Consider the following 20,818-nt stretch of genomic DNA (forward strand, 5'->3'; position numbering starts at 1 on the left):
TTTGTACTTACCGTAATGTTCGAGATATTTCTCGTCGATTCCTGCGGTCTTTGCGATTTCGGAAATCGGCTGCATTTCAGTCTCCTGCGCAATTTCGATGTCGGATTTGTAGCCCATAATTCTCGTCTCCTTCTACCTTTTTTATTTTACCAGCGCCAATGCGCTTGTAATCTTACCCATGCGGCCGGCCGGATCCTTCAACGGTATCCGTCCCGCCAATCGGAAGCCTTTCGCTCCTTTTTCTATCTGTTTTTTTCAAAGGCGCGGGTGATATCCCCTACCATATAGAGGGATCCCAGCGCACAGATCACGCCGTTCTTTCCGGCCCTTTCAAGGGCCAGGCGGCAGGCGTCCTCGATGGATTTCTCCGGCGTCACCTGCTTTGCCCCCAGGGAGCGCAAAAGTTCCGCCAGATCCTCCGCCTGCATGGCCCGCGGGCTCGGCGGAGTCACGGTGATAAACTCCTTTGCCAGCGGAAGAATTTCTCCCATCATGGTCTTCCCATCCTTGTCGGCCAGAACGCCGGTCACAAACGTGATGCCGCCTTCCGGAAAGTAAGTCCGCAGGCTTTCGGCCGTAGCCTTGATCCCATGGGGATTGTGGGAACCGTCCACAAGAATCACCGGCTCCTTGGAAAGCAGCTCAAAGCGGCCTCTCCACCGGGTGGAGGACAAGCCTTTCCGCAAACTCTCTTCCGTGATGTTCCACCCTTTTTTCTGCAATACTGACACAGTCTCCAGAGCCACCGCCGCATTGTTCATCTGGTACGTGCCGAGCAGAGGCACATGGAGGTCCGTGTAGCCGTCATAACAGAACACCTGCCCTTCCAAACTGTGGGAAACCAGTTTCAGGGTATCATATTTCGGGCGGTGCAAACGGCTGTGTCTTTGTGCCGCCATCTCCTCGAAGACGGCCTCCGCTTCGGGATTTTGCCCGTAAAGGATCACGTCGCCGTCTTCCTTGATGATTCCCGCCTTGGCCGAGGCGATTTTCGCAATGGTATCACCCAGCTCCCGCGTGTGGTCCAGGCCGATGGCCGTGATCACCGCCGCTTCCGGCGTATCAATCACATTGGTGGAATCCAGAGCCCCGCCAAGGCCCACCTCCAATACCACGATCTCACAGCCGCGCCGTTTAAAAAACTCGAATGCAAGGGCTGTGATCAGCTCAAACTCGGTCGGCGGATCCTCCATGGACTCTGCAAAGGGCCGGATATAGCCGGTCAGCTCGGCCAGCTCCTCATTTCCAATCATCTCTCCGTCAACCTGCATCCGTTCGTTAAAACAGTGGATGAACGGGGAAGTGTAGAGCCCGGTTCGATAGCCCGATGCCTCCAGGACCGAAGCCAGCATCGCGGCCGTGGAGCCTTTTCCGTTGGTTCCGGCAATATGGACGAATTTCAGGCTTTTCTGGGGATTTCCCAACTTCTCCAGCAGTTCAAACGTGCGTTCCAGCCCCAGACGGCTTCCCATCCAGGTGACGCTGTGTATGTATTTCAGTGCTTCTTCATAATTCATGACATTTGCCGTTCCTTTCCTTCTATCTTCCGGCTTTTCCCGCAGATGATACGGCTGTAAACCGTAACCAGATTATCCCTTCTTCCCGGCATCGCACATAGCCTTCAAGGTTCCGATGGAGACGTCCCCAATCACCGCCATATCCTCGGCCGTAAACGCCGAAGTGACATTATCCGAAAATAAAATCTGAGAGGACGGGGGAAATTCGTCGTCCCCGCTCCAGAGGATAAACTGCAGATTCACATGATTGATAAACTCGAATTCATAACCGGCATCCCCGGTCTTCACCCGCTTTCCGCCGATACTTTCCAGCGCCTTTGAGAACTCTTCCAGGCGGGAACCAAAGCCAAAAGCCAGGCGGGCCAGGCAGCGCCCCTGGAAGTTCCGGAAGTAAAGCTCTCCCCATGGGACATCCCGGTAGGTCACGTAACTGCCGCCAAAGGGAGTGCAGCGGCCTTCAATCAGATAACGGGCCACCAGGATCTTAGCCGGGTACGTATCCCGCAGAGCCGCAAAACCGGCATCCTCCGTGGTCACAACGAAATCCGGATGGCTGACCCGGTAGGATTTTCCCATCAGCCGGATCAGGAAGCCTCCGGCTGCCTCGTCGTAATCCACCCCGCAGCGCAGACTGACCTCTTCCGGATCCAGTTTTTCATAGAGCTTTTGGTAGTGCTCCCAGGGAATTTCCTCTTTATTGTTTTTCCTCTTCTCAGGATCGATCATCATACACTCCTATCAATGTTTCAGCTCTTCGGTCACCGAAGGGAACAGCATCTCGTTGGTATGGGGCAGGAAACAGGCGGCCACAAATTCATCCATATAAGCAGGATTCGTGGAGAGCTCCATGTAGGTCATATTTTTGGAGAGATCCACCACCTTTTTCGCCGCGGCATCGGAAAGCAGCATGGCGTAAGCGCCGCAGAGGGAGGAATTCCCGATATAATGATATTTCTCCAGCGGGATATCCGGCAGCATGCCGATGGTCACCGCATTTTTCATGTTGATTCCGCTGCCGATGCCTCCGGCCACATACACATTTTCAATCACGGAGACGTCAAAATCCAGGGAAGCCAGCATAATGTGAATGCCGGAAAAAATCGCTGCTTTCGCCCGGATAAAATTGTCGATATCCACCTCATTGATCTCCACGTCGCGGACCGATCCTGCCTCATCCCGGAACGCCAGGACATAGCTGGCCACGCCGTGCTCATCGCGGCGGATCCGGCGGCACTCCTTGACAAAAGCGCCCTTGGCATTGATGATGCCGCAGAGGAACATCTGGCAGATCGCATCGATGATGCCGGAGCCGCAGATACCCACCGGCCTTTCGTTCGGCCCTCCGACCACGGTCAGCTCCGGCTCCAGGGTCTCCGGATCAATCTTGCAGGCTTCAATGGCGCCGTCGGTGGCTCGCATGCCGCAGCTGATGTCCCCGCCCTCAAAGGCAGGACCGGCGGAGCAGGCGCAAGTCATCAGGAAGTCTTCATTTCCGAAAACCAGCTCCCCGTTGGTGCCAAGGTCGATAAACAAAGAGAATTCCGGGCGGTTCCAGATTCCGCTGGCCAAGGTTCCCGCCGTAATATCTCCGCCCACATAGCTCCCCACATTGGGAGCGAGGATCACCTTGGCGTCGGAGGAAATCTCGATGCCAAGATCGATTGCTTTGACCGACCTGGTCTCGAAAAAGGCCGGGATGTAAGGCTCCATCCGGATCGGATCGGAATTGACGCCGACCAGGAGATGGTTCATCGTTGTATTGGAAGCCACGCAGATCCGGTACACGCCGTCATAAGGAATCCGCGCCTCATGGCAAAGACCCTCTAAAAGCGGGAACAGCGTCTCTTCGACGATTGCATTTTGCAGCCGGGCCCGTCCGCCTGTCTTGGTGGACTCAATAATCCGGTTGATCACATCGGCGCCGTAGCGGATCTGGCCGTTTCCGGTGGATGCTTTCGCCAGGATCTTCCCTGTCTCCATGTCCACCATCAGGGCGGAAACCGTGGTCGTTCCGATATCTACAGCCATTCCGGCAATCGTAGCCCGCTCTCCGGCGGGAATCACATCGTGGATAATCAGTTCCTCTTTAAACCGCTCCAGCACGCATTGTACCTTAAAATTAGCGGCCCGCAAGGAATCCGGAAGTTTTTTCAAAGCAGAGAAAGCCATCTGGATATGTCCGGTTCCAATGCCCGTGGCAATCCGGACCGCGCGCAACAGGCGTTCATTGTCCGGCATCGTATCGTCCAAAGTCGGCTCCGTCAGCTCCAGATTCAGAAGTGTAAAATTGTTTTTCCACTCAATTCCTGCGTCCTTAATGTTTTGAACCACCTGCTCAAAGATCGCCACTTCTTCTCCGCTTCCGAGATCCGCGATCTTCATGCGGGAGCGGTAGGCAGAAGCAATATCCGGCACCAAAACATCGGCGTCGGCGCATACGGTGCTGACACAGGCAAGCCGCCATCCGGCTCCGTATTCGGCGCGGGTAATGTGGCGCGTACGCTCAGACTTTAGCTGCCCTTTCAGCAGCTGGACCCGGCATTTTCCGCAGGACGCGTTGCCGGAGCAGGGGGCGTCGATGGCCACATTATGGCGGCGGGCGATTTCCAGCAGATTATCGCCCTCCTGGGCCGAAGCTTCCACCGGATCGCCGTTTTCAAAACAAAATCTTATCGTAAACATGGGGATTAATCTCCTTCATGACTGATGTCTTTTTAAAAGGCCGCTGCAAACCGGCAGGAATGCAGCGGCCCGTCTGTACCAATCCTATTCGGTCACAGAACCACCCGCGGTACGACAGGCGGTCCTCCTTTTTATCCGGAACCGATTACATGATCGGATCCATTTCCAGGGCCGGGTGTCCTTTTTCGGTCAGGAATTCCAACACGGCCTCGGTGTCGGTCGCGATGGTCTCATCGCAGACCATATCGGTAAAATTCTCAATTCCATACAATTCTTTCGCGGTCTTGTTCAGCCGTTCCGCCACATCGTCTTTCAGCTCCTTCGGCATCCAGACAATTCTCTCAATGCCGCCCTCGGCGCTGATAAATTTCTTTGAGGAAATAAAGTGACGTCCATGGCCCATGAAGCCCGGAGTCTGAACGCCGCCGCCGGTCATGGAAGCCAGCTCACCGAAGGTCATGCCGGTCGGGGTCATGCCCTTATATTCCCGGTTTACCACCACCACGCCGTTGGAGGCGGGCTCCACGCCGCAGATACACTCAAAGCAGCCGCAGCTGGTCATCGGATCCTCGATCAAAGAGTAGAGCGTCACCTGGGAAACCGCGCCCTGGGTCATCTTCTCCACCATTTCGTTGACCGCCGTGTAAGCGCCGGTTCTCTCGTCCGTGCAGCCTTCCTTCGGGATCGGCTGGCACGGTCCGGTGGGCGTCAGCTCCTTGGTCGCCTTGGCATCCAGCCAGGATACCGCTCCGCACAGGCCCAACCGCTCCGGCGTCACCACGCAGCAGTGGGACGGGGCAAAGGACTGACAGAGAATACAGGTGTAGAACTCATCGACGCTCTCATCGGTCAGGGAAGCCAGACGGTCATCGCGGGCATTGTAGGTCGGCATGGCCTTGGTGTCCAGGATTTCCTGTACTTTGTCGCGTTCCGTATAGAAGGTGACCTCGCACTTATCCACAACCGTGTCGAACTCATCCATGATCATATTGTAGAGGACTTCGCCGAAATGATTCAGCCGCAGGCCCTTCTCAAAGGCATCGTTGCTGACGCGGATCCGGATCAGGTTTCTCTGGCCCGTGTGCATTACGCCTTCCATATAGTTGAACCAGGCATGAATTTTTCTCTCGATAACGGACTCAAAATCCGGCTGCATCTTTGCGCCGTATACCTTTACGCAGGTCGCAAGCGCCAGCTCTCCTCCGGCATCGATGTCCGGTCCCACCACGGTGATCTTGTGATCGTCCACCTCGGCGGAGGCAGCCGCAGATACCAGCTCGCAGGTCGGATTGGCGTGGGAGCTGAATTCGGTGTGCATGTCGTTTCTGCGGATGATCTCGCCCTCAAAGGCAGCGGCAAAGGCCACCGGTATCGGCATTTCTTTGACCTTAATCTTGATATTGCGAAGCTCTAAGGATTTCTTCACGGTCATTGCGTGGTCCGTCACGGATTCCAGCGCGCCCGGAACCTGGTTTTCGCCCAGGTCAACATCCACCACAACCGGGAAGCCAAGGGCAATCGCTCCGGCTCCGGCGGAAACCACCACCGAATCGATGGGGCCGAAGGTGTTGACGAAAGCCGGCACTCTCTCCTTCGTGTAGGCCAAAAGGTCGGCCAGCTTTCCGGGCTCGGTGGCGCCGAAAATCAAAGCCGCCCGGATCGCAACCGTAACCACATGGGTCACCGCAGTCACATCATGTCCCAGCGGAACAACCCGAAGTTCCAGGCCCATCTTCACGCCGCCCTCGGCACACTGCTCGATTACGTCGCCGACCAGGAAGGTCAAAATTCCCTTGCTCTGATAATCCTTCACCACGTTTACAGCGTCCGCCGGATTCTCCGCCTTTCCGAGAACCACGGCCACACCGGGGATATCGCCGGTTACCAGCGGCACGCCCAGGGAACGGATGATCGGATCCGGCACAAAGCCGATGCCGCTGTCATTCGCGTAGGGCTCGCTGCTTTCCACATATTTCAGAGCTTCGATGATTTCTGCGCCGACCGCAGTGGCAAGGCCGGCATTCAGCGCTTCCCCCAGGTCCTCTTTGTCGGAGATCAGACTTTTCTGTACCTCCACACAGGCCGTCAGGTCTCCAAGGGTTTTCACCTTCACGCCCGTGGCTGCATAGATGGTCGGAAGAAAATACGCCGTGTCGGGAAACGCCACCTTTGCGTCCGCGCCGTGCTTGGCAATCGCATCCTTCACCGCGCCCTCCGTCAGACCGGCCACCGCATGAGAACCGCCATAAATCAAATCCGTCAATACGCTCATCGCAACTCCTCCTATCTTTTCACCGCCTGTCAGGCAGTGAGACCGGCATCCGGCCTTCCCGGACGGATGCCCAGGCGTCCGCCGCATCTTGCCCGGCGGACAATTTTCGTTCCAAATTAGAATTCCGGGTACACCCCTTTTCCTAGTATACCCCGGATTCCGTCTGGTACAACGAATGCTGTATCAGAGAAAACCCGCTGATAAAGGCGGGTTTTCTTGAAGACATTTCATGTAACGTTCTTACAGGTCCAGATAAGAATCTGCATACAGAACGTTGTTTTTCAGGACGTCGCAGGACTTGATGGTCTCCATCAGTCTCTGATCGCAAGGGTTCACAATCGCGGAAGTCATGCCCTGCATCATCGCCATGGCAATCATGGCAGAATCCATGATCGGACGGATGTTTTTCGGCATACCGTTGGAGTTGTTGGACAGGCCGCCGGTGGTGTTCAGGCCCATCTCGCTGAACATCTTGATGGCTTCCAGGACTTCCATCTGCTTATCCTGCATTCCCTTAACCACCAGGAACAGCGGATCAAACCACAGGTCGGTCTCTTCCATGCCGAGGGACATGCCTCTCTCCAGCATGTTCTGGCAGTGCATCATGCGCTCGTCGTTGTCGGCGGCAATGCCGTGGGCGGAGCACAGAGCAATTACGATCGCATCGTTGGCGGCCGCCAGGTCGATATTCTCAATCCGGTCGCCTGCGTCGGCGGAGTTCACAATCGGTTTGCCTTTCGAGCGGTTGTAAACCGAGATACCGGCTTCGATCGCTTTCTTATTGGCAGTGTCCAGGCAGAGAGGCACATTGTCAAACTCGGACTGAAGCAGGGTTACCGCCCACTTCATCAGCTCCTCGCCGTCGTTCTCGGCCGGACCAATGTTCACATCCAGGTAGGTCGCACCTGCGTCCAGCTGCTCCTTTGCACGCTTTAAAATCGGTTCCGGATTTCTGGTCGCCATCGCCTCGCGGATGGACGGAGAAATGCAGTGAATGCGCTCACCGATCGTAATGAATTTTGCCATAATTGTGTTCTCCTTTATTGTTTATTTATAGTCTTTCAGGAACTGAACCAGCTGTACCGCTTCGGTCGGTCCTACTACAATATTCCAATCCGGCAGCTTATCCTGGACTTCGCCCTTCAGCACGGCCACCTTGCCAGGCAGAATCAGCGTACGGTTCTTGATCTTCCCGGCAATATCCATCTCGTTGAAGAACTTGGCGATGGAGGAAGCGCTCAGCTTGCCGGCCGCCCATGCAGTCAGCACCGAATAGCCACCTGCGTCGGAGATCAGCAGGTTGCAAGGCACGCCGGAACGCTCGATTTCGCCGGATACCACGAAGTAGGTCAGAGCAAAATCTACGGTCACTGCACAGACCGAATTCTCGTCGGCGCCGTTCAGCGGGTAGATGCCCGGCTCCACCTTCATCGGTTTCTGCGGGTCGGTATAAATATTCTGTCTCAGGCCGTACAGCGGCAGAGCCTGAGCATAATTCATTCCTTCCATCACAATGATGGAACCATATTTTAACGTAAACAAGGAAGCCAAAGCAGCCTGCATCGTCTTATCGCCTGCTGCCAGCGCAGCGGCGTTTACGATCACCGGGTAACCAAAGGTACGGTCGGTGTTCTTGACGGCGGCGCGGCGGATCTCCACGGCAAACTGGAACGCAGCCTTGATGGACGCCGTGCTGGCGTTCAGGACCAGGTTCTTGTTGCCAAGGCCTTCGATCTTTGCAGTCAGATCATAGAGCGCATCCAGGCTGTCCGCTTTCACGCCCAGAACCACGCCGTACTTGACGGCCAGCGCGTTCATGGCCTCGGCATTCTCCTCGGTAGCGCCGTTTAATACCGGCTTTGCATCCTTGATCGCTTCCAGAGCAGCCTCCGCCGTCTCCGGGCAGTTGACATCCAAAATCACGGCGCGGCCGGGAACCGCCGCAGCCTTTTTCGCCAGCTCCACATAAGCGTCTTTATTTCCTGCGTAGGTCACGAATACCATCTCTACGAACATCCGCTCGCCGATCCGCTCGTAATCCACTTTGGTCATCTCCGCCAGTTTCGCATCCGCATCGGCGTCCGCGTCGGAAACCGATACCGCGTACAGGTTCTTGCTGACAAAGGTCTTCTCATGACGGGCCAATACCGTCTCTCCGCCCATCTTAAAGTCGCCGACCTGGATGGTCTTCATCGGCGGCGCGGTGGCCTCGGAAAGTTTTGCGATTACGTCCGCACCCATGTGCGGGCATTTCTCGATGGGCAGGGCGCCCTGGGCCACCTTCATGCAGAATGCCATACAGGTGGGAACACCACATTCTTTACAGTTTGTCTTCGGAGACAATTTAAAAATATCTAAACCTTTTAATGCCATTGTTTTTTCCTCCTTCCGCTCGATTACATCAGTTCGCTGATCAGCTTAGACACGGTTGCGATGGATTCCGGATGTCTCAGGATCACCGCATCGCTGCCGGCGGCCAGAACAGCCGTGGCAGTGACAACTTCCATGTCCACGCCGCGCTCTTCCACGTCGCCCCATTCCGGCATGTCCGCTTCGGAAGCAATCGCTTCCTTCACGCCCCATGTCTCGGCGGCAACCGGAGTCATAATCGGCATCTGAAGGGTTGTATCGTTCTGTCCCAGGGCGGCCAGGCGCACGCGCTCCATCGTGGAGACAACATACTCAAAGCCGTAGCCGGCGGCGGCATTGCCGACGTTCATCACAATGCTGTCCTGCTTTACGCCCAGCTGGGTCATCAAAACGTTCAGCTGCTTGGCCAGGTTGATATCCACGGAGGATTCCGCGCCGACCTTCTGATTAAAGGCCAGGCCGGCGGAAGCGCCGACAGCCTTATACGTCTCTTCCTTGGCGGCCAGCACCAGGATGTTCTTGCCCTGGAGAGCGTCGGAAACTTTGTTGAACAGCTCGGAATCTTTCTCGTTGTTCTTGCAGCCCATGATCACAAGCGGCAGATCCACCGCCTCGGAAACAGCCTTTGCCGCTGCAACACAGTCATCAGCGGAAGTGTCGGCCCCGTTGGGATCCGCACTCTCAAAGTGCAGGCAGATAAAGGAAACGCCAGGAAGCTCAGCGGCCTTTTTCGCCATATCGGCCATGGTCTCACAGCCGGCATAGAACTCTTTCAGGCGTGCGGGAGCAGTCTCCAGCATGGTATCGCTGATCTCCACCCCTACCTTGGGAGCGTTCTCGATCGGCGCGTCAAAGGAGTACAGCGGAAGTACGTTCTCACCACCGATGGTAATGGCTTTGTCACCGGTGCCGAGTTCTACTGGTTTGATAGCAGCAGAAAATGTTTGAGGTTTGTTTTTAAACGGCATTGTCTTACTCTCCTTTTTTCTTTCTTCTATACCTAAATTAAGAAAATAAAGGTCCCAACGGCTGGATAAGGCCGCCGGAGGTTACATCAAAAATATTTCTGCCGGCCGGGCGGAATTCACCGCCCAGCCGGTCAATACGTTTCTCATACGCTATTATATCATCTTGCTATGTACGGGGCAAGAAAATATGGCGATATCTGGAATTATTTTCCCGAAAATCCGTTTTACATCAGCGGATCCAGGCTTAAAGCCGGATGGCCCTTCTCGGTCAAGAATTCCACCAGAGCTTCCGCATCGTCCGTCACGGTCTCGTCGGCAATCATGTCTGTAAAATTCTCGATTCCGTAAAGCTCCTGCGCCGTAGCGTTCAGCTTTTCCGCCACCTGGTCTTTCAGTGCCTTGGGCATCCAGACAATACGCTGTACACCGCCCTCAGCCTTCATAAACTTCTTGGAAGCGATGAAGTGTTTGCCGTGTCCCATGAAGCCGGGGGTCTGCACACCGCCGCCGGTCATGGAAGCCATCTCTGAAAAGCTCATGCCCAGAGGAGTCAGTCCCGCATGCTCACGGTTCACGATAACAACGCCGTTGGAAAAAGGCTCGATTCCGCAGATACATTCAAAGCAGCCGCAGCTGGTCATCGGGTCTTCCATGATGGAATACAGGGATACCACTTCCAGGGCGCCCTGGGAGTATTTGCGGACGGCATCGTTGACGCTGTCCCACTTTCCGATCTCTTCGTCGATCACGCCGGTCTTTTCCACTACCTGACAAGGACCGCTGGGATCCAGCTCGTGGGTCGCCTTGGCGTCCAACCACGACACAGCGCCGCAAAGTCCCAGGCGCTCCGGGGTAACGATGCAGACATGGGACGGGGAGAAGGACTGGCACATGATACAGGTATAGAACTCGTTCACGTTCTCGTCCGTCAGAGACAGCAGACGCTCGTCACGCTTATCGTAAATCTCATTTGCTTCCTTGCGGAGCTCACTGACCTTGGCGGGATCCGTCACGATGGTTACCTGGCATTTATCCACAACCACGTCGAATTCGCTCTTGATCTTTGCGTAGAGCACTTCGCCGAAATGCTTCGCACGGAAACCGGCCTCGTAGGTGTCCTTGCTGACACGGATCCGGATCATATCACGCTGGCCCGTGTGCATCACGCCCTCGATGCAGTTCAGGTAAGCATGGAACTTCCGCTCGAACACCGGCTCGAAATCAGACTGCATCTTCTTTCCGGCCACGTCCACGATGGTGGCCATGCTGATCTTGGAGCCAACTTCGAACTCGTCGAAGTCCGGTCCGATCACTTCGATCTTGTGGTCTTCCACCTCGGAAGCCTCGCGGGTGCGCACCAGCTCCAGACAGTCTACGCGGGAGCCGTCGGCCTCAAACTGCATATCGCCGCGGCGGATGATCTCGCCTTCAAAGGCATTGGCGAACGCCACCGGAATATCGATGTTGGTAATCTTGATCTTGATTCCGCGGGCTTCCAGGGAAGTCTCCACGAATTTGTCCACATCCTCCTGGATGATCAGGCTCTTCGGAACCCTCCACATATTCTCGGTCTCGTTGGTGACAACCGGGAATCCTAAGGAAATCGCGCCGGCGCCGCAGGCCACGGTCATGTCGTCCACCGGGGCAAAGGCATTGATCACGGCGTTCACACGGTCAAAGGTATAGCGGCGGATGCCGTCGTAGTCGCCGGGCTGTACCGCGCCGAAAATCAGGGCCGCGCGGATGGCAACGGAAACTACGTGGGAAACGCTCCACAGATCATATCCCAGCGGCACAACGCGGACGTTAAATCCGGTCTTCATGCCAAGGCGCTTCACCTGGTCAATGATGCCGCCGACCATGAATACGAATACGCTCTTGCTCTGGTAGCTCTTTACGAGGGCCAAAGCTTGCTCGTCAGTGGGAGCAGAACCGATAAACACGACGAAACCAGGAATGTCGCCGGTTACCAGCGGCACGCCCAGCTCACGGACTTCGGCGTCCGTACAGTGGCCCCACAGAGGGTCATGACCGTAGGGATCCGGATTGCCGATGTATTTGCAGGCCTCGATTACCTCTGCAGCGCAGGCGGTAGCCACGCCGGAGGTGAAAATATCGTGGGTCTTATTGTTTCTGGTCATCTGGGATTTGATCCACTCCATGATCTCTTTGAGTTCACCCAGATTGGTGATCTTCTTTCCGGACATCGCGTAAATACATGCCAGATAGTAAGCGGTATCCGGGAATGCCACCGGCTCGCTGTCGGCAAAACGCTTGCTGACGTCGTCCAGTGCTTCCTGTGCCAGCCTGTACATTTCATCTGAGCCGCTAAAGACTCTTCCAAATAAAGTTGCCACGGTTATCCTCCAAAATGTTATTCTTTTTCCAATTTTTTCTTGATGGCCCGAATCTCCTCGACGGCTTTCCCATCGTAGTCATACGGTGATTTTCCTTGACGGTCCGCGTCGATTACTTCCGCGCTGTAATGGACAAAGCCGAGCAGATCCCCGGCCGGGATCCGGCTGCGGATATATTCTTCGTCCTCCGCGTTCCGGACTTTGTTCGCCACCACGCGCACCCGCTTGATTCCCAGGTCAGTAGCAAGAGTTTTGATTTTATTGTAGGTCTGGACACTCCTGGCTCCTGGCTCCACCACGACCACAAACTGATCCATGTTCTCGGCGGTGCCGCGGCCCAGATGCTCCAGGCCGGCTTCCATGTCCATGATGACCACATCGTCATCCATGATGACCAGATGAGAGATCAGGCGTTTTAAGATCACATGCTCCGGACAGACGCATCCGGCTCCCGCCACATCCACGGTTCCGAGGACCAGCAGTTTCACTCCGTTGCAGGATTTTGCAAACAGATCCGGGATATCGTCCACTTTCGGCGTCAGTTTAAAGAACTTCATGATGCCGCTGGGATCCACTCCGGTCCGCTCATTGACAAAATCCTTCATCTTGGAAATCGGGGTGATACTGGCAAGCTCCTCTTCCGGGAATCCAAGGGCAAGCCCTAAGTTCGCGTCCGGATCCACGTCCGCCGCCAGGACAGGGCGGTTTTCCTCGGCGTAAAGCCTCGCTAAAATCGCCGCAAAGGTCGTCTTGCCGACGCCGCCTTTTCCGGTCACTGCAATTTTCATGTCTGACTCCTTCTTTCACGGCAGAGAGGGGCTGGGCTTAAATGCCCAGAGCCTCTCTCTTCTCCTCAATCGCATGGATCATCGCATCGCCGAGCTTGTCGATATCCAGCTCCACATGGAACGATGCGCCGACCCAATCCTTCAAGCCTTCCTGCAGCAGTCCGTCGACCACCTCGGAACCCTTCACGTAAGGATATACGCCAAGATACGTGTCAATACCGGTGGCAACCACATAGTTTCCGATGGAAACCGCCTTCTCGGACATCCACTCCGGCGCGCAGCCGACAACCGGCAGCTCGTCGATGTTCCAGCCGGAATCCTTCGCCAGCTCGCTGACCAGAATCATCATACGGCTGATATCCACGCAGGATCCCATATGCAGCACAGGCGGAATGTCCGCCAGCTCGCAGACGCGCTTTAAGCCGTCGCCGCAGAGATCTTTGGCTCTCTTGTCCATCAGACCCGCTTTGGCCGCAGCCTGGGCAGAACATCCGGAGACAACCAGAATAACATCATTTTTGATCAGTTTCTTCATCAGCTCAATGTGAGCCGTGTCCGGGCGCACCTTCGGGTTATTGCAGCCTACCATGGCGACCGCGCCGCGGAGTACGCCGGAGCGCATGCAGTCTACCAGGGGTTTGGTGGTGCCGGTCAGATCCACAAAGCTGTTGGTAACCGTATCCAGGGTCTTGACAATTCCTTCGTAGGAATAGCCGACCGTGGCTTTCTGTTTCATATTCGGAATATGTACCAGGTCCTTCTTCCGGTTCGGGAAGTTCTCCACCGCCAGCTTCACGATTTCCTTCGCCTTCTCGCCTGCGGATTCACAGTCGAAATGGATGAACTTGGTGTAGGTCATCCGGGCCACGTCGGAGGTCGTGATAAACTTGGTGTGGAAGCACTTGCTCAGCGGCCCCAACGCCGGGAAGATACACTGTACGTCCACGACGATGGCCTCGCAGGCGCCGGTCAGAACCACGTTTTCCTGCTGCAGGAAATTTCCTGCCATGGGAATCCCGTGACGCATCGCAACTTCGTTGGAGGTACAGCAGACGCCGGCGATATTGATGCCTTTGGCTCCTACTTTCTTTGCCAGGGCCAGCATTTCCGGGTCCTCGGCATATTTTACAATCATCTCGGACAGGGACGGATCATGGCCATGGACGACGATATTCACCATATCCTCTTCCAGAACGCCCAGGTTCGCCTCGGTGTCCACCGGCATCGGGGTGCCGAACAGTACGTCGGAGAATTCCGTTCCCATCATGGAACCGCCCCAGCCGTCGGACAGGCCACAGCGTAGGCTCTGTTTTACAAGAGCTTCCGCCAGGGAGGAACATCCCATATGGGTCATATGCAGAGCGCGGGATACCTCGCGGTCAATGGCGCGGGGCGCGATCTCCTGCTCTTCCCAGATTTTCTGACGGCGTTCGGGAGCTCTTTTCAGGAAGCGCTGATATCCGAACGGTTTGCCGTACTCCATCAGGCCGGCTTCCGCCACCTCGTGGGCAATGTCATAGATGTCTCTGTCTTCCGTGGGGATATCCCATTCCTTGGCAATTTTCAGCAGCTTTTCCGTGTCCGTGACATGGTAATTGCCGTCTGCGCTGGCATTATACAGCGTGTGGCAGATCTCGCGGCCGTGATCGGAGTGGGTCGCAGAACCGCCGGCCGTGAACCGAAGATAGTTCCGGCCTACAATACCATGGATGTCGCAGCCGCAGATCCCCTTCGGTGCGCGGGGCGTAATCCGGCAAGGTCCCATGGAGCAAATACGGCAGCAGGTTCCTTCCTCGCCGAATTTACAGTGGGGGGTCTGATTCTTCACGCGCTGCTGCCAAGAATCTGCGCCGACCTTGGCGCCGGTCTCCAGCAGCCGTTCAGTAGCGGTTTCCATTTCCTCTACTGTTGTGAGTTTAAAATTGTCCATAACTCCTCCTCTTGTATCTCTCTTGTCCTTTACTTTTACTTTCTATCAAATCATAGCCATGTGGCTTTATAGCCGTTTTCGTTTCCTTTATAAACCCAGCTGGCCCAGCAGTCCGGCCAGCGCTTTTCGAACCGGCGCGTCCTCCGGCAGCTGAACGGTCGGCTTCCCGGCCAGATCAAATTCATAGACCGTTTGATCCGCCGGCAGCACGCCCAGAAGGTCCAGGCCCTGCTTTTCAATCTCCGCTTGAATTGCTGCATCCAGTTCACCTTCCGGCGCGCGGTTCACGACCAGCTTCACCGTCTTCACGTCCATCTGCACTTCTCTGACCAGCTGTGCAATCCGGCCAACCGCCTGTATTCCGCGGCGGGAGCAGTCGCTGACCAGTAAGATCACGTCTACCTTCGGCAGGATTCCGCGGCTGATATGCTCCATACCGGCCTCGTTGTCCACCACAATGTATTGATAATTTCCGGAAATCCGGGCCAGCTGCGCCTGCAGCAGCCCATTGACAAAGCAGTAGCATCCCGCACCTTGGGTTCGTCCCATCACAAGCATGTCATAATCATCTTCCTCGATCATGACTTCATTGAACTTAAAATTCATGTAATCCTGCTTTGACATGGAAGGGGGGATCGGGCTGTCCTTCACCAGGTCCGCCTTGGCAACCTCCTCCCGCAGATCGCCGAGCGTCAACTCCACATCGACGCCCAGGACTTCATTCAGATTGGAATTGGCATCCGCGTCCACCGCCAGAACCGGGCCTTTTTTCTTTTTGCACAGATGATCGATCAGCAGGCCGCAGATCGTGGTTTTTCCCACGCCTCCTTTGCCGGCTACCGCAATTGTATATGCCATTTCGGTAATCTCCTTTTTTCTTCCGGGGACGCCGTACCGGAGACCGCCCAGGCGGGCAGTCTCCGGTCCCAAATCCGCCGCATTACAGTATTACAGTAAATCTACAATGCCGGATTCTTTTACGATGCGGGCAACGTCCTGATATTTGTTCAGTGCGTACAGATGAACGCCGTCGATGCCGCAGACTCTGTACTCGTCAATCAGTTTAATGGTGTACTCGATTCCCTCTTCCTTAAACGCCGCTTTCTTCGCTGCGATGGATTCTTCGGACTCGCCGGGGAAGATCCAGTGGTGGGTGATCACCTCACACAGCTCTCTCGGCATCACGCAGGCGTTGCGGGACAGGCACATGTTGATCACAGCCTGGCTGTCCAGAACCGGCATGATACCCACGTCAACCGGCAGCCAGATGCCGGCGTTGCGGATCGCATCCATCCAGTAACGGAACGCATCCATATCAAAGCAGAGCTGCGTCATGATATAGTCTGCGCCTTCGTCTTGTTTCTGTCTCAGGAAAGAGATGTCGGCTTCCAGGCTGCGGCAGGCGATATGGCCTTCCGGGGAACCGGAAACTGCGATGCTGAATTTGTCATCAAACTCCTGGCGTACGAATTTTACCAGTTCAGTCGCATAGTGCAGGTCTCCATTGGTGCCGGTCCATCCGTAAGGCAGATCGCCGCGAAGCGCCAGCATATGGTCAATGCCATGGTCCAGATAAGTCTGAAGCTGCTCTTTGATTCCCTCTTTCGTGTTGCCGATGCAGGTAAAATGCGTTACCGGCGTAGCAACTCCAGCCGCCTTGACGGCATCCAGAACTTCCAGGTTCTTTCCGACATTTCCGCCGCCGGCGCCGTAGGTGCAGGAAATGTAATCCGGATGCAGCTCATACAGGTGCTCCAGGGTGCCTCCCTCGCCTACCAGCTTCTTCATGCCCTCATCCGTCTTCGGCGGAAACACCTCGAAGGAAAAGGCCATCCTCTGTTCCATGATCTCGCTTACTCTCATCTCATACCTCCTGATACGTAACTATGTATTTTGTTAATAACTTAACATCCATGTCACAAATTTATCATCACCATTGACAATAACATCTCACTGTAGAATTGTCAAGTGAAATCCCCCTACGGGGGATATTTTTTACGCACACATTTATAACCAAATATATTTTCTATATATATTCGGCTAAAAAAAGCTGCTGCCTGCAAAACCCGGTCTGCCGCAGCAGCTTCTGTTCTTCTAAAGGTAATTCCCGATCCCGCCTCAGTCGAAAGGCGTAAAGGAAAAACGCTGCCTCAGTCCCGCGATATTCACGTCGAAGATTTCCGTCCCATCGGATCTTACGTCCTTCTCAATGGACGCGTCTTTGCCCTGGCAGAATTCTCTGACGTAAGCTTCCGGATCCTCCACTTCCTTCTCTTCGATGTGGACATCCCGCATCTGGTTGTTGGAACACTGGTTAAAAATCTCCCGGACAATTTCGTAGGATCTCATAAGGCCTCCTTATGCACATTCTATCACAACAACATTTTTCACCAGATCTACCGCGCTGAGTTTCCCTTCCAGGGCAATCTCCTCGCCCAGCACATCGGTCAGAACGATTTTCCCTTCGTTAAATCCGATATTGCTGACATACTTGCAGATCAGGTTCTCCGGTGTCTGTTTATTTTTATAAGCCGCAGCTAAACACATCGGCGCATCCTCCTTTTTCTTATTTCTGTAACAGAGTAAAGGCGGAACGAAGTTTCAGGTTTCCTTCCTTGAAATCTTCCACACTGCCCTCAATCTCCTCCGCGGCATCCTCCAAACCAAGGCTTCTCATGTTTTCGGCCAGCTCGGTCAGTTCCTCCGCATGGTGTTCATTATGCGCAACCATGTATCCCAGCAATGCGACTGCCTCTTCCTTGGTCGCAGACGCCGCTTCCTGTGGGTGGTGGTGTCCCATATGCTCATCGTGCCCGTCGTGCATCGAATCACTCCCTTCTTTTCGCCTCTATAATCACTTGAACCGCACACTCTGTAGAAATTGTAACTGTTCCCGTTAATTATAACACAAGCAATAAAAAAGTGAAGTATTTTTTCGCATAACACAAAAAAACCTCGGCATCTCATTTTTTTCCGGGGAAAACGAAAAAAAAGTAAGTGCTCCCACAAGGCCGGCAGATCATTTCATATAGAACAAAAAATCCCTGCACAGTGAATATCCAAAAACTTTGCAGAGATTTTTCCATGTTAAATCCGACTGGATCCGCCGGATTTAACCCTTCCCCTTCTCCTGTTTTAGAAGGTCCTGTTAACCGAGTTGCCGTCGGCAGGAATCGGCAGGTAGCGGGCCTTCGTCCCCTCGATCATCTCACCGTATATTGCAATCCAGTAGGGACGGTATACTTTCCTCATCTCCTTCAGCTCGGCAATCACATGGCGGCCTGCATGGCGGCGCACCATACGCCGTACGGACTCACGGCCCGTATGGATCAGGCGGTCATCGGAATAGTAGGTAGGCTGGATATCCAGTTCATCCACTTCCCGGTACACGGTATGAATGGCATCTTCCACATAAGCGCCGGAGCAGGTAGTCGCCTCCACGATGGAACGAATCATCTGGCGATCCACTTTTCCTTTATCTTTCCTCAATAATTTCCGCAAGATATTATCCTGATAAGTCATTTCAAATTCCATATATCGATTTTCCAGCCACATCAGACGCAGATTGATCTTCTTATTCTTGCCGTACAGACCGGCCAATCCTTTTTTGGCCCTTTTTAAGGCTTCTTCCTCCGACATTAATACAGGAAAACACTCAATTTTCATATTTCTACCCCCGCGCTAAAACCTCTTCCTGCCCCGGATGGGTTCCGGGGCAGGAGAAGCAAAACTATTTCTTTTATTTTTTCTGGTCTCCGTGCAGGCTCTTCTTTCCAGTTGCAAAGGAAAGGATCTCGGTGCAGTACTTGATAAAGATGCCGACAGCCATACCGCTGGCCACCAGGGGCGCCATATAGGCGACGATCCACTCCACACAGTTTAGCATACCGTAGCCATAGATACAAGCCAAAGCCACATAAAGCAGAATCAGTGCGCCGTCCACGCCGAACCATTCCACCTTGAACTCCCCTTTTGGCTGCTTTGCCTCGTATACTTCGTAGGTAATCATCTGCCGTTCGAAATCCGTGGTAGCAACGGTAACCGGGTCTTTCCCCGACTTCACAGCAGCGTCAATAGCAGACCGCCTCTCCGCCGAGTAATCTCTGCCGAAGAAATTGCCGATGACGAAAGCAAAGAAGGATGCCGGAAGAGCAATCAGAACCGGATCCACCGCGCCCAGGCCTTCCATGGAGACCGGGTTAAAGCGGAACCAAAGCCACACGACAGCACCGACTACGGCTGCGGCGGTTCCTGCCACATTGGTCTTCTTCCCTTCGTAGAGAATCGCCATCATCAAAGGTACAAACAAGATCGACATACTCATACTGCCAAGGAGCAGCGTAATTTCATAGATAAAGTCAAACTGGAAGGCAACGGCCAGGCCAATTGCTCCAAAAGCCACGCAGGAAAGCCGGGTTATCAAAATACTCGTCTTTCCGGGCAATGCCTTATCCCCTCGTAGCATAAATATGATATCATTGGAGATAATCTCGCCTCCAACCAGGTAGTATGTATCAATGGTTGAGATAATCGCCCCCAATATACCGACAATATAGAAGCCTCGGACACCGGTCGGCAGGTATTGTAATACCAACTGCACATAGTGAAGTTCCGGCTGAATTGTCAGGTTAAAGTCAAGGGTGCGGACAATCAAGCCGCTGATGATGGTAATAACATCAAAGGACATGAAAATGGAAAAACAGGTCAGCATCGCGCGCTTGCCGGTCTTCGGGCTGTTGGCCGCCGCGAACCGCTGATAAAAAGCAGGATCCTTATACAAGTTGATACATAGAAGAATCAAGACAACAGCTTTCAGCGCCGGCAGGCCGCCGGTGGCGGTAAACAGCTCCGGAGCCTGGCTCATGGTTTCTTTCATTCCGGCCATTCCGCCCACTGCATTGTACATGCCAGGGAATGCAACGCAGACGCCGCACAGCATCAAAACGAAGAAAATCATATCCGTCACAGCCACGCCCATCAAACCGCCTAAGCAGGTGATCCCGATGGAAATCAATACAACAACAATGGATACGACGACGGCGGGAAGCCCCCAAGCCGCCTCTCCGGCATACCCGGTCGCCCCTACTTCACTGATCGACATACAGGTAATGACCAGCACGACCGCACCTAAAATGGCGGTAAACTTGCCATAATGACGTCTCAGAAGTTCGGGCATGGTTCCGCGGGCGCGGACCGAAACACGGGGCGCGATCCACAAAGCCAGCGGGAAACGCGAGGCATGGCAGCCGATCGACCAGATAAAGAATCCGGCCAGGCCCATGGTGGTGGAATATCCCACCGTACCGATAACTCCGTTGCCGCCGTAGAAGGATGCCATCAAAGTTCCGACAACCAGCGACCAGGGCAACGCTCTGCCGGCGCGGTAGTAGTCATCCATATCCTGAGAGCTTTTCGCGAAATGAATCGCAACTGCGACAATACCGATAAAGGCTGCTAGAATAACTAGGTTATCAATCAAATTTAACATGCGGTTCTTCTCTCCTTTCCTGATAAGCGTTCCGGGCCTAAACAGGCCGCGGGCTTATCCCCTCTGCACAATAGAGATAAGAGCTTCTACAGAGAAATATTCCCATTTCTCTTTTTATGCGATTAACAGTTGCCATACCGCGCTTTTCCGCTTCTCTCCATACCTTTTAATTTTTTATCATCAGCTCCCGGAAACAATACGTACTTTAATTCGCTGCCCTCCTTTTTCTGTTTTTTTTTGCCATTTTCCCCGTATTGCTTCCACGCAGTATCATTACCACTATTCAATAGAAATGGAGCACTTTCTATTTTCCTATATCATTAAAAGAAGCAAATTTTATGCCAATTTAACAGCATTGTCGTTACGTTGTTTTTCAATCTTTTTTCCGAAACATGTGCATAATTTTTTAGCTTAATGCAAATTCATTATGCAGCATAATTCCATTT

Annotated in this window: 18 protein-coding genes; all 18 read right to left on the reverse strand. The window is 54.1% G+C overall.

Features of this window, described 5'->3' with window-relative positions; genetic code table 11:
• Nucleotides 1–117 (reverse strand): formate--tetrahydrofolate ligase (locus MUB23_RS16855; RefSeq protein WP_244801283.1); only part of this gene is annotated, 117 nt, incomplete at its 3' end.
• A gap of 125 nt (nucleotides 118–242) precedes the next feature.
• Entirely contained in the window at nucleotides 243–1,517 is a 1,275-nt protein-coding gene (locus tag MUB23_RS16860) for a bifunctional folylpolyglutamate synthase/dihydrofolate synthase (protein ID WP_244801920.1), read from the reverse strand.
• A 72-nt stretch (nucleotides 1,518–1,589) separates the two neighbouring features.
• Complete coding sequence (locus MUB23_RS16865; RefSeq protein WP_244801921.1) at nucleotides 1,590–2,243, reverse strand: DUF3786 domain-containing protein; 654 nt, start codon at nucleotides 2,241–2,243, stop codon at nucleotides 1,590–1,592.
• Nucleotides 2,244–2,255: 12 nt separating this feature from the next.
• Nucleotides 2,256–4,199: a corrinoid activation/regeneration protein AcsV gene (acsV, locus tag MUB23_RS16870; protein ID WP_244801922.1), complete on the reverse strand. Its 1,944-nt coding sequence runs from the start codon at nucleotides 4,197–4,199 to the stop codon at nucleotides 2,256–2,258.
• Nucleotides 4,200–4,344: 145 nt separating this feature from the next.
• Nucleotides 4,345–6,471 carry an acetyl-CoA decarbonylase/synthase complex subunit alpha/beta gene (gene acsB, locus MUB23_RS16875; protein ID WP_244801923.1) on the reverse strand — a complete coding sequence of 709 codons (2,127 nt, stop codon included), beginning with the start codon at nucleotides 6,469–6,471 and terminating at the stop codon, nucleotides 4,345–4,347.
• Between the two features lie 240 nt (nucleotides 6,472–6,711).
• Entirely contained in the window at nucleotides 6,712–7,497 is a 786-nt protein-coding gene (gene acsE / locus MUB23_RS16880) for a carbon monoxide dehydrogenase/acetyl-CoA synthase methytransferase subunit (RefSeq protein ID WP_244801924.1), read from the reverse strand.
• Between the two features lie 21 nt (nucleotides 7,498–7,518).
• Nucleotides 7,519–8,844, reverse strand: a complete 1,326-nt coding sequence (acsC, locus tag MUB23_RS16885; protein ID WP_244801925.1) for an acetyl-CoA decarbonylase/synthase complex subunit gamma — start codon at nucleotides 8,842–8,844, stop codon at nucleotides 7,519–7,521.
• Between the two features lie 23 nt (nucleotides 8,845–8,867).
• Nucleotides 8,868–9,809: an acetyl-CoA decarbonylase/synthase complex subunit delta gene (acsD, locus tag MUB23_RS16890; RefSeq protein WP_244801926.1), complete on the reverse strand. Its 942-nt coding sequence runs from the start codon at nucleotides 9,807–9,809 to the stop codon at nucleotides 8,868–8,870.
• Between the two features lie 224 nt (nucleotides 9,810–10,033).
• Entirely contained in the window at nucleotides 10,034–12,166 is a 2,133-nt protein-coding gene (acsB, locus tag MUB23_RS16895; RefSeq protein ID WP_330641924.1) for an acetyl-CoA decarbonylase/synthase complex subunit alpha/beta, read from the reverse strand.
• 17 nt (nucleotides 12,167–12,183) lie between these two features.
• Nucleotides 12,184–12,954 (reverse strand): ATP-binding protein, encoded by a 771-nt coding sequence (locus tag MUB23_RS16900; RefSeq protein WP_244801927.1) that lies wholly within the window; start codon nucleotides 12,952–12,954, stop codon nucleotides 12,184–12,186.
• Nucleotides 12,955–12,991: 37 nt separating this feature from the next.
• Nucleotides 12,992–14,884 carry an anaerobic carbon-monoxide dehydrogenase catalytic subunit gene (gene cooS / locus MUB23_RS16905; RefSeq protein WP_244801928.1) on the reverse strand — a complete coding sequence of 631 codons (1,893 nt, stop codon included), beginning with the start codon at nucleotides 14,882–14,884 and terminating at the stop codon, nucleotides 12,992–12,994.
• An 87-nt stretch (nucleotides 14,885–14,971) separates the two neighbouring features.
• The gene (locus MUB23_RS16910) at nucleotides 14,972–15,742 is read right to left on the reverse strand and encodes an ATP-binding protein (RefSeq protein WP_244801929.1); all 771 of its coding nucleotides are present in this window, start codon (nucleotides 15,740–15,742) and stop codon (nucleotides 14,972–14,974) included.
• Nucleotides 15,743–15,832: 90 nt separating this feature from the next.
• Nucleotides 15,833–16,747, reverse strand: a complete 915-nt coding sequence (locus tag MUB23_RS16915; RefSeq protein WP_244801930.1) for a methylenetetrahydrofolate reductase — start codon at nucleotides 16,745–16,747, stop codon at nucleotides 15,833–15,835.
• Nucleotides 16,748–17,002: 255 nt separating this feature from the next.
• Nucleotides 17,003–17,233, reverse strand: coding sequence for a hypothetical protein (locus tag MUB23_RS16920; protein WP_244801931.1), 231 nt, complete (start codon nucleotides 17,231–17,233; stop codon nucleotides 17,003–17,005).
• A 9-nt stretch (nucleotides 17,234–17,242) separates the two neighbouring features.
• Nucleotides 17,243–17,431, reverse strand: a complete 189-nt coding sequence (locus tag MUB23_RS16925) for a CooT family nickel-binding protein (RefSeq protein WP_244801932.1) — start codon at nucleotides 17,429–17,431, stop codon at nucleotides 17,243–17,245.
• 19 nt (nucleotides 17,432–17,450) lie between these two features.
• Complete coding sequence (locus tag MUB23_RS16930; RefSeq protein ID WP_244801933.1) at nucleotides 17,451–17,708, reverse strand: cobalt transporter; 258 nt, start codon at nucleotides 17,706–17,708, stop codon at nucleotides 17,451–17,453.
• Nucleotides 17,709–18,019: 311 nt separating this feature from the next.
• Complete coding sequence (locus MUB23_RS16935) at nucleotides 18,020–18,550, reverse strand: hypothetical protein (RefSeq protein WP_244801934.1); 531 nt, start codon at nucleotides 18,548–18,550, stop codon at nucleotides 18,020–18,022.
• A 73-nt stretch (nucleotides 18,551–18,623) separates the two neighbouring features.
• A complete protein-coding gene (locus tag MUB23_RS16940; protein ID WP_244801935.1) occupies nucleotides 18,624–20,372 on the reverse strand; it encodes a sodium:solute symporter family protein in 1,749 nt (582 codons plus the stop codon).
• Nucleotides 20,373–20,818 lie beyond the last annotated feature (446 nt).

Source organism: Cuneatibacter sp. NSJ-177 (assembly GCF_022867805.1).
GTDB lineage: Bacteria > Bacillota > Clostridia > Lachnospirales > Lachnospiraceae > Pseudolachnospira.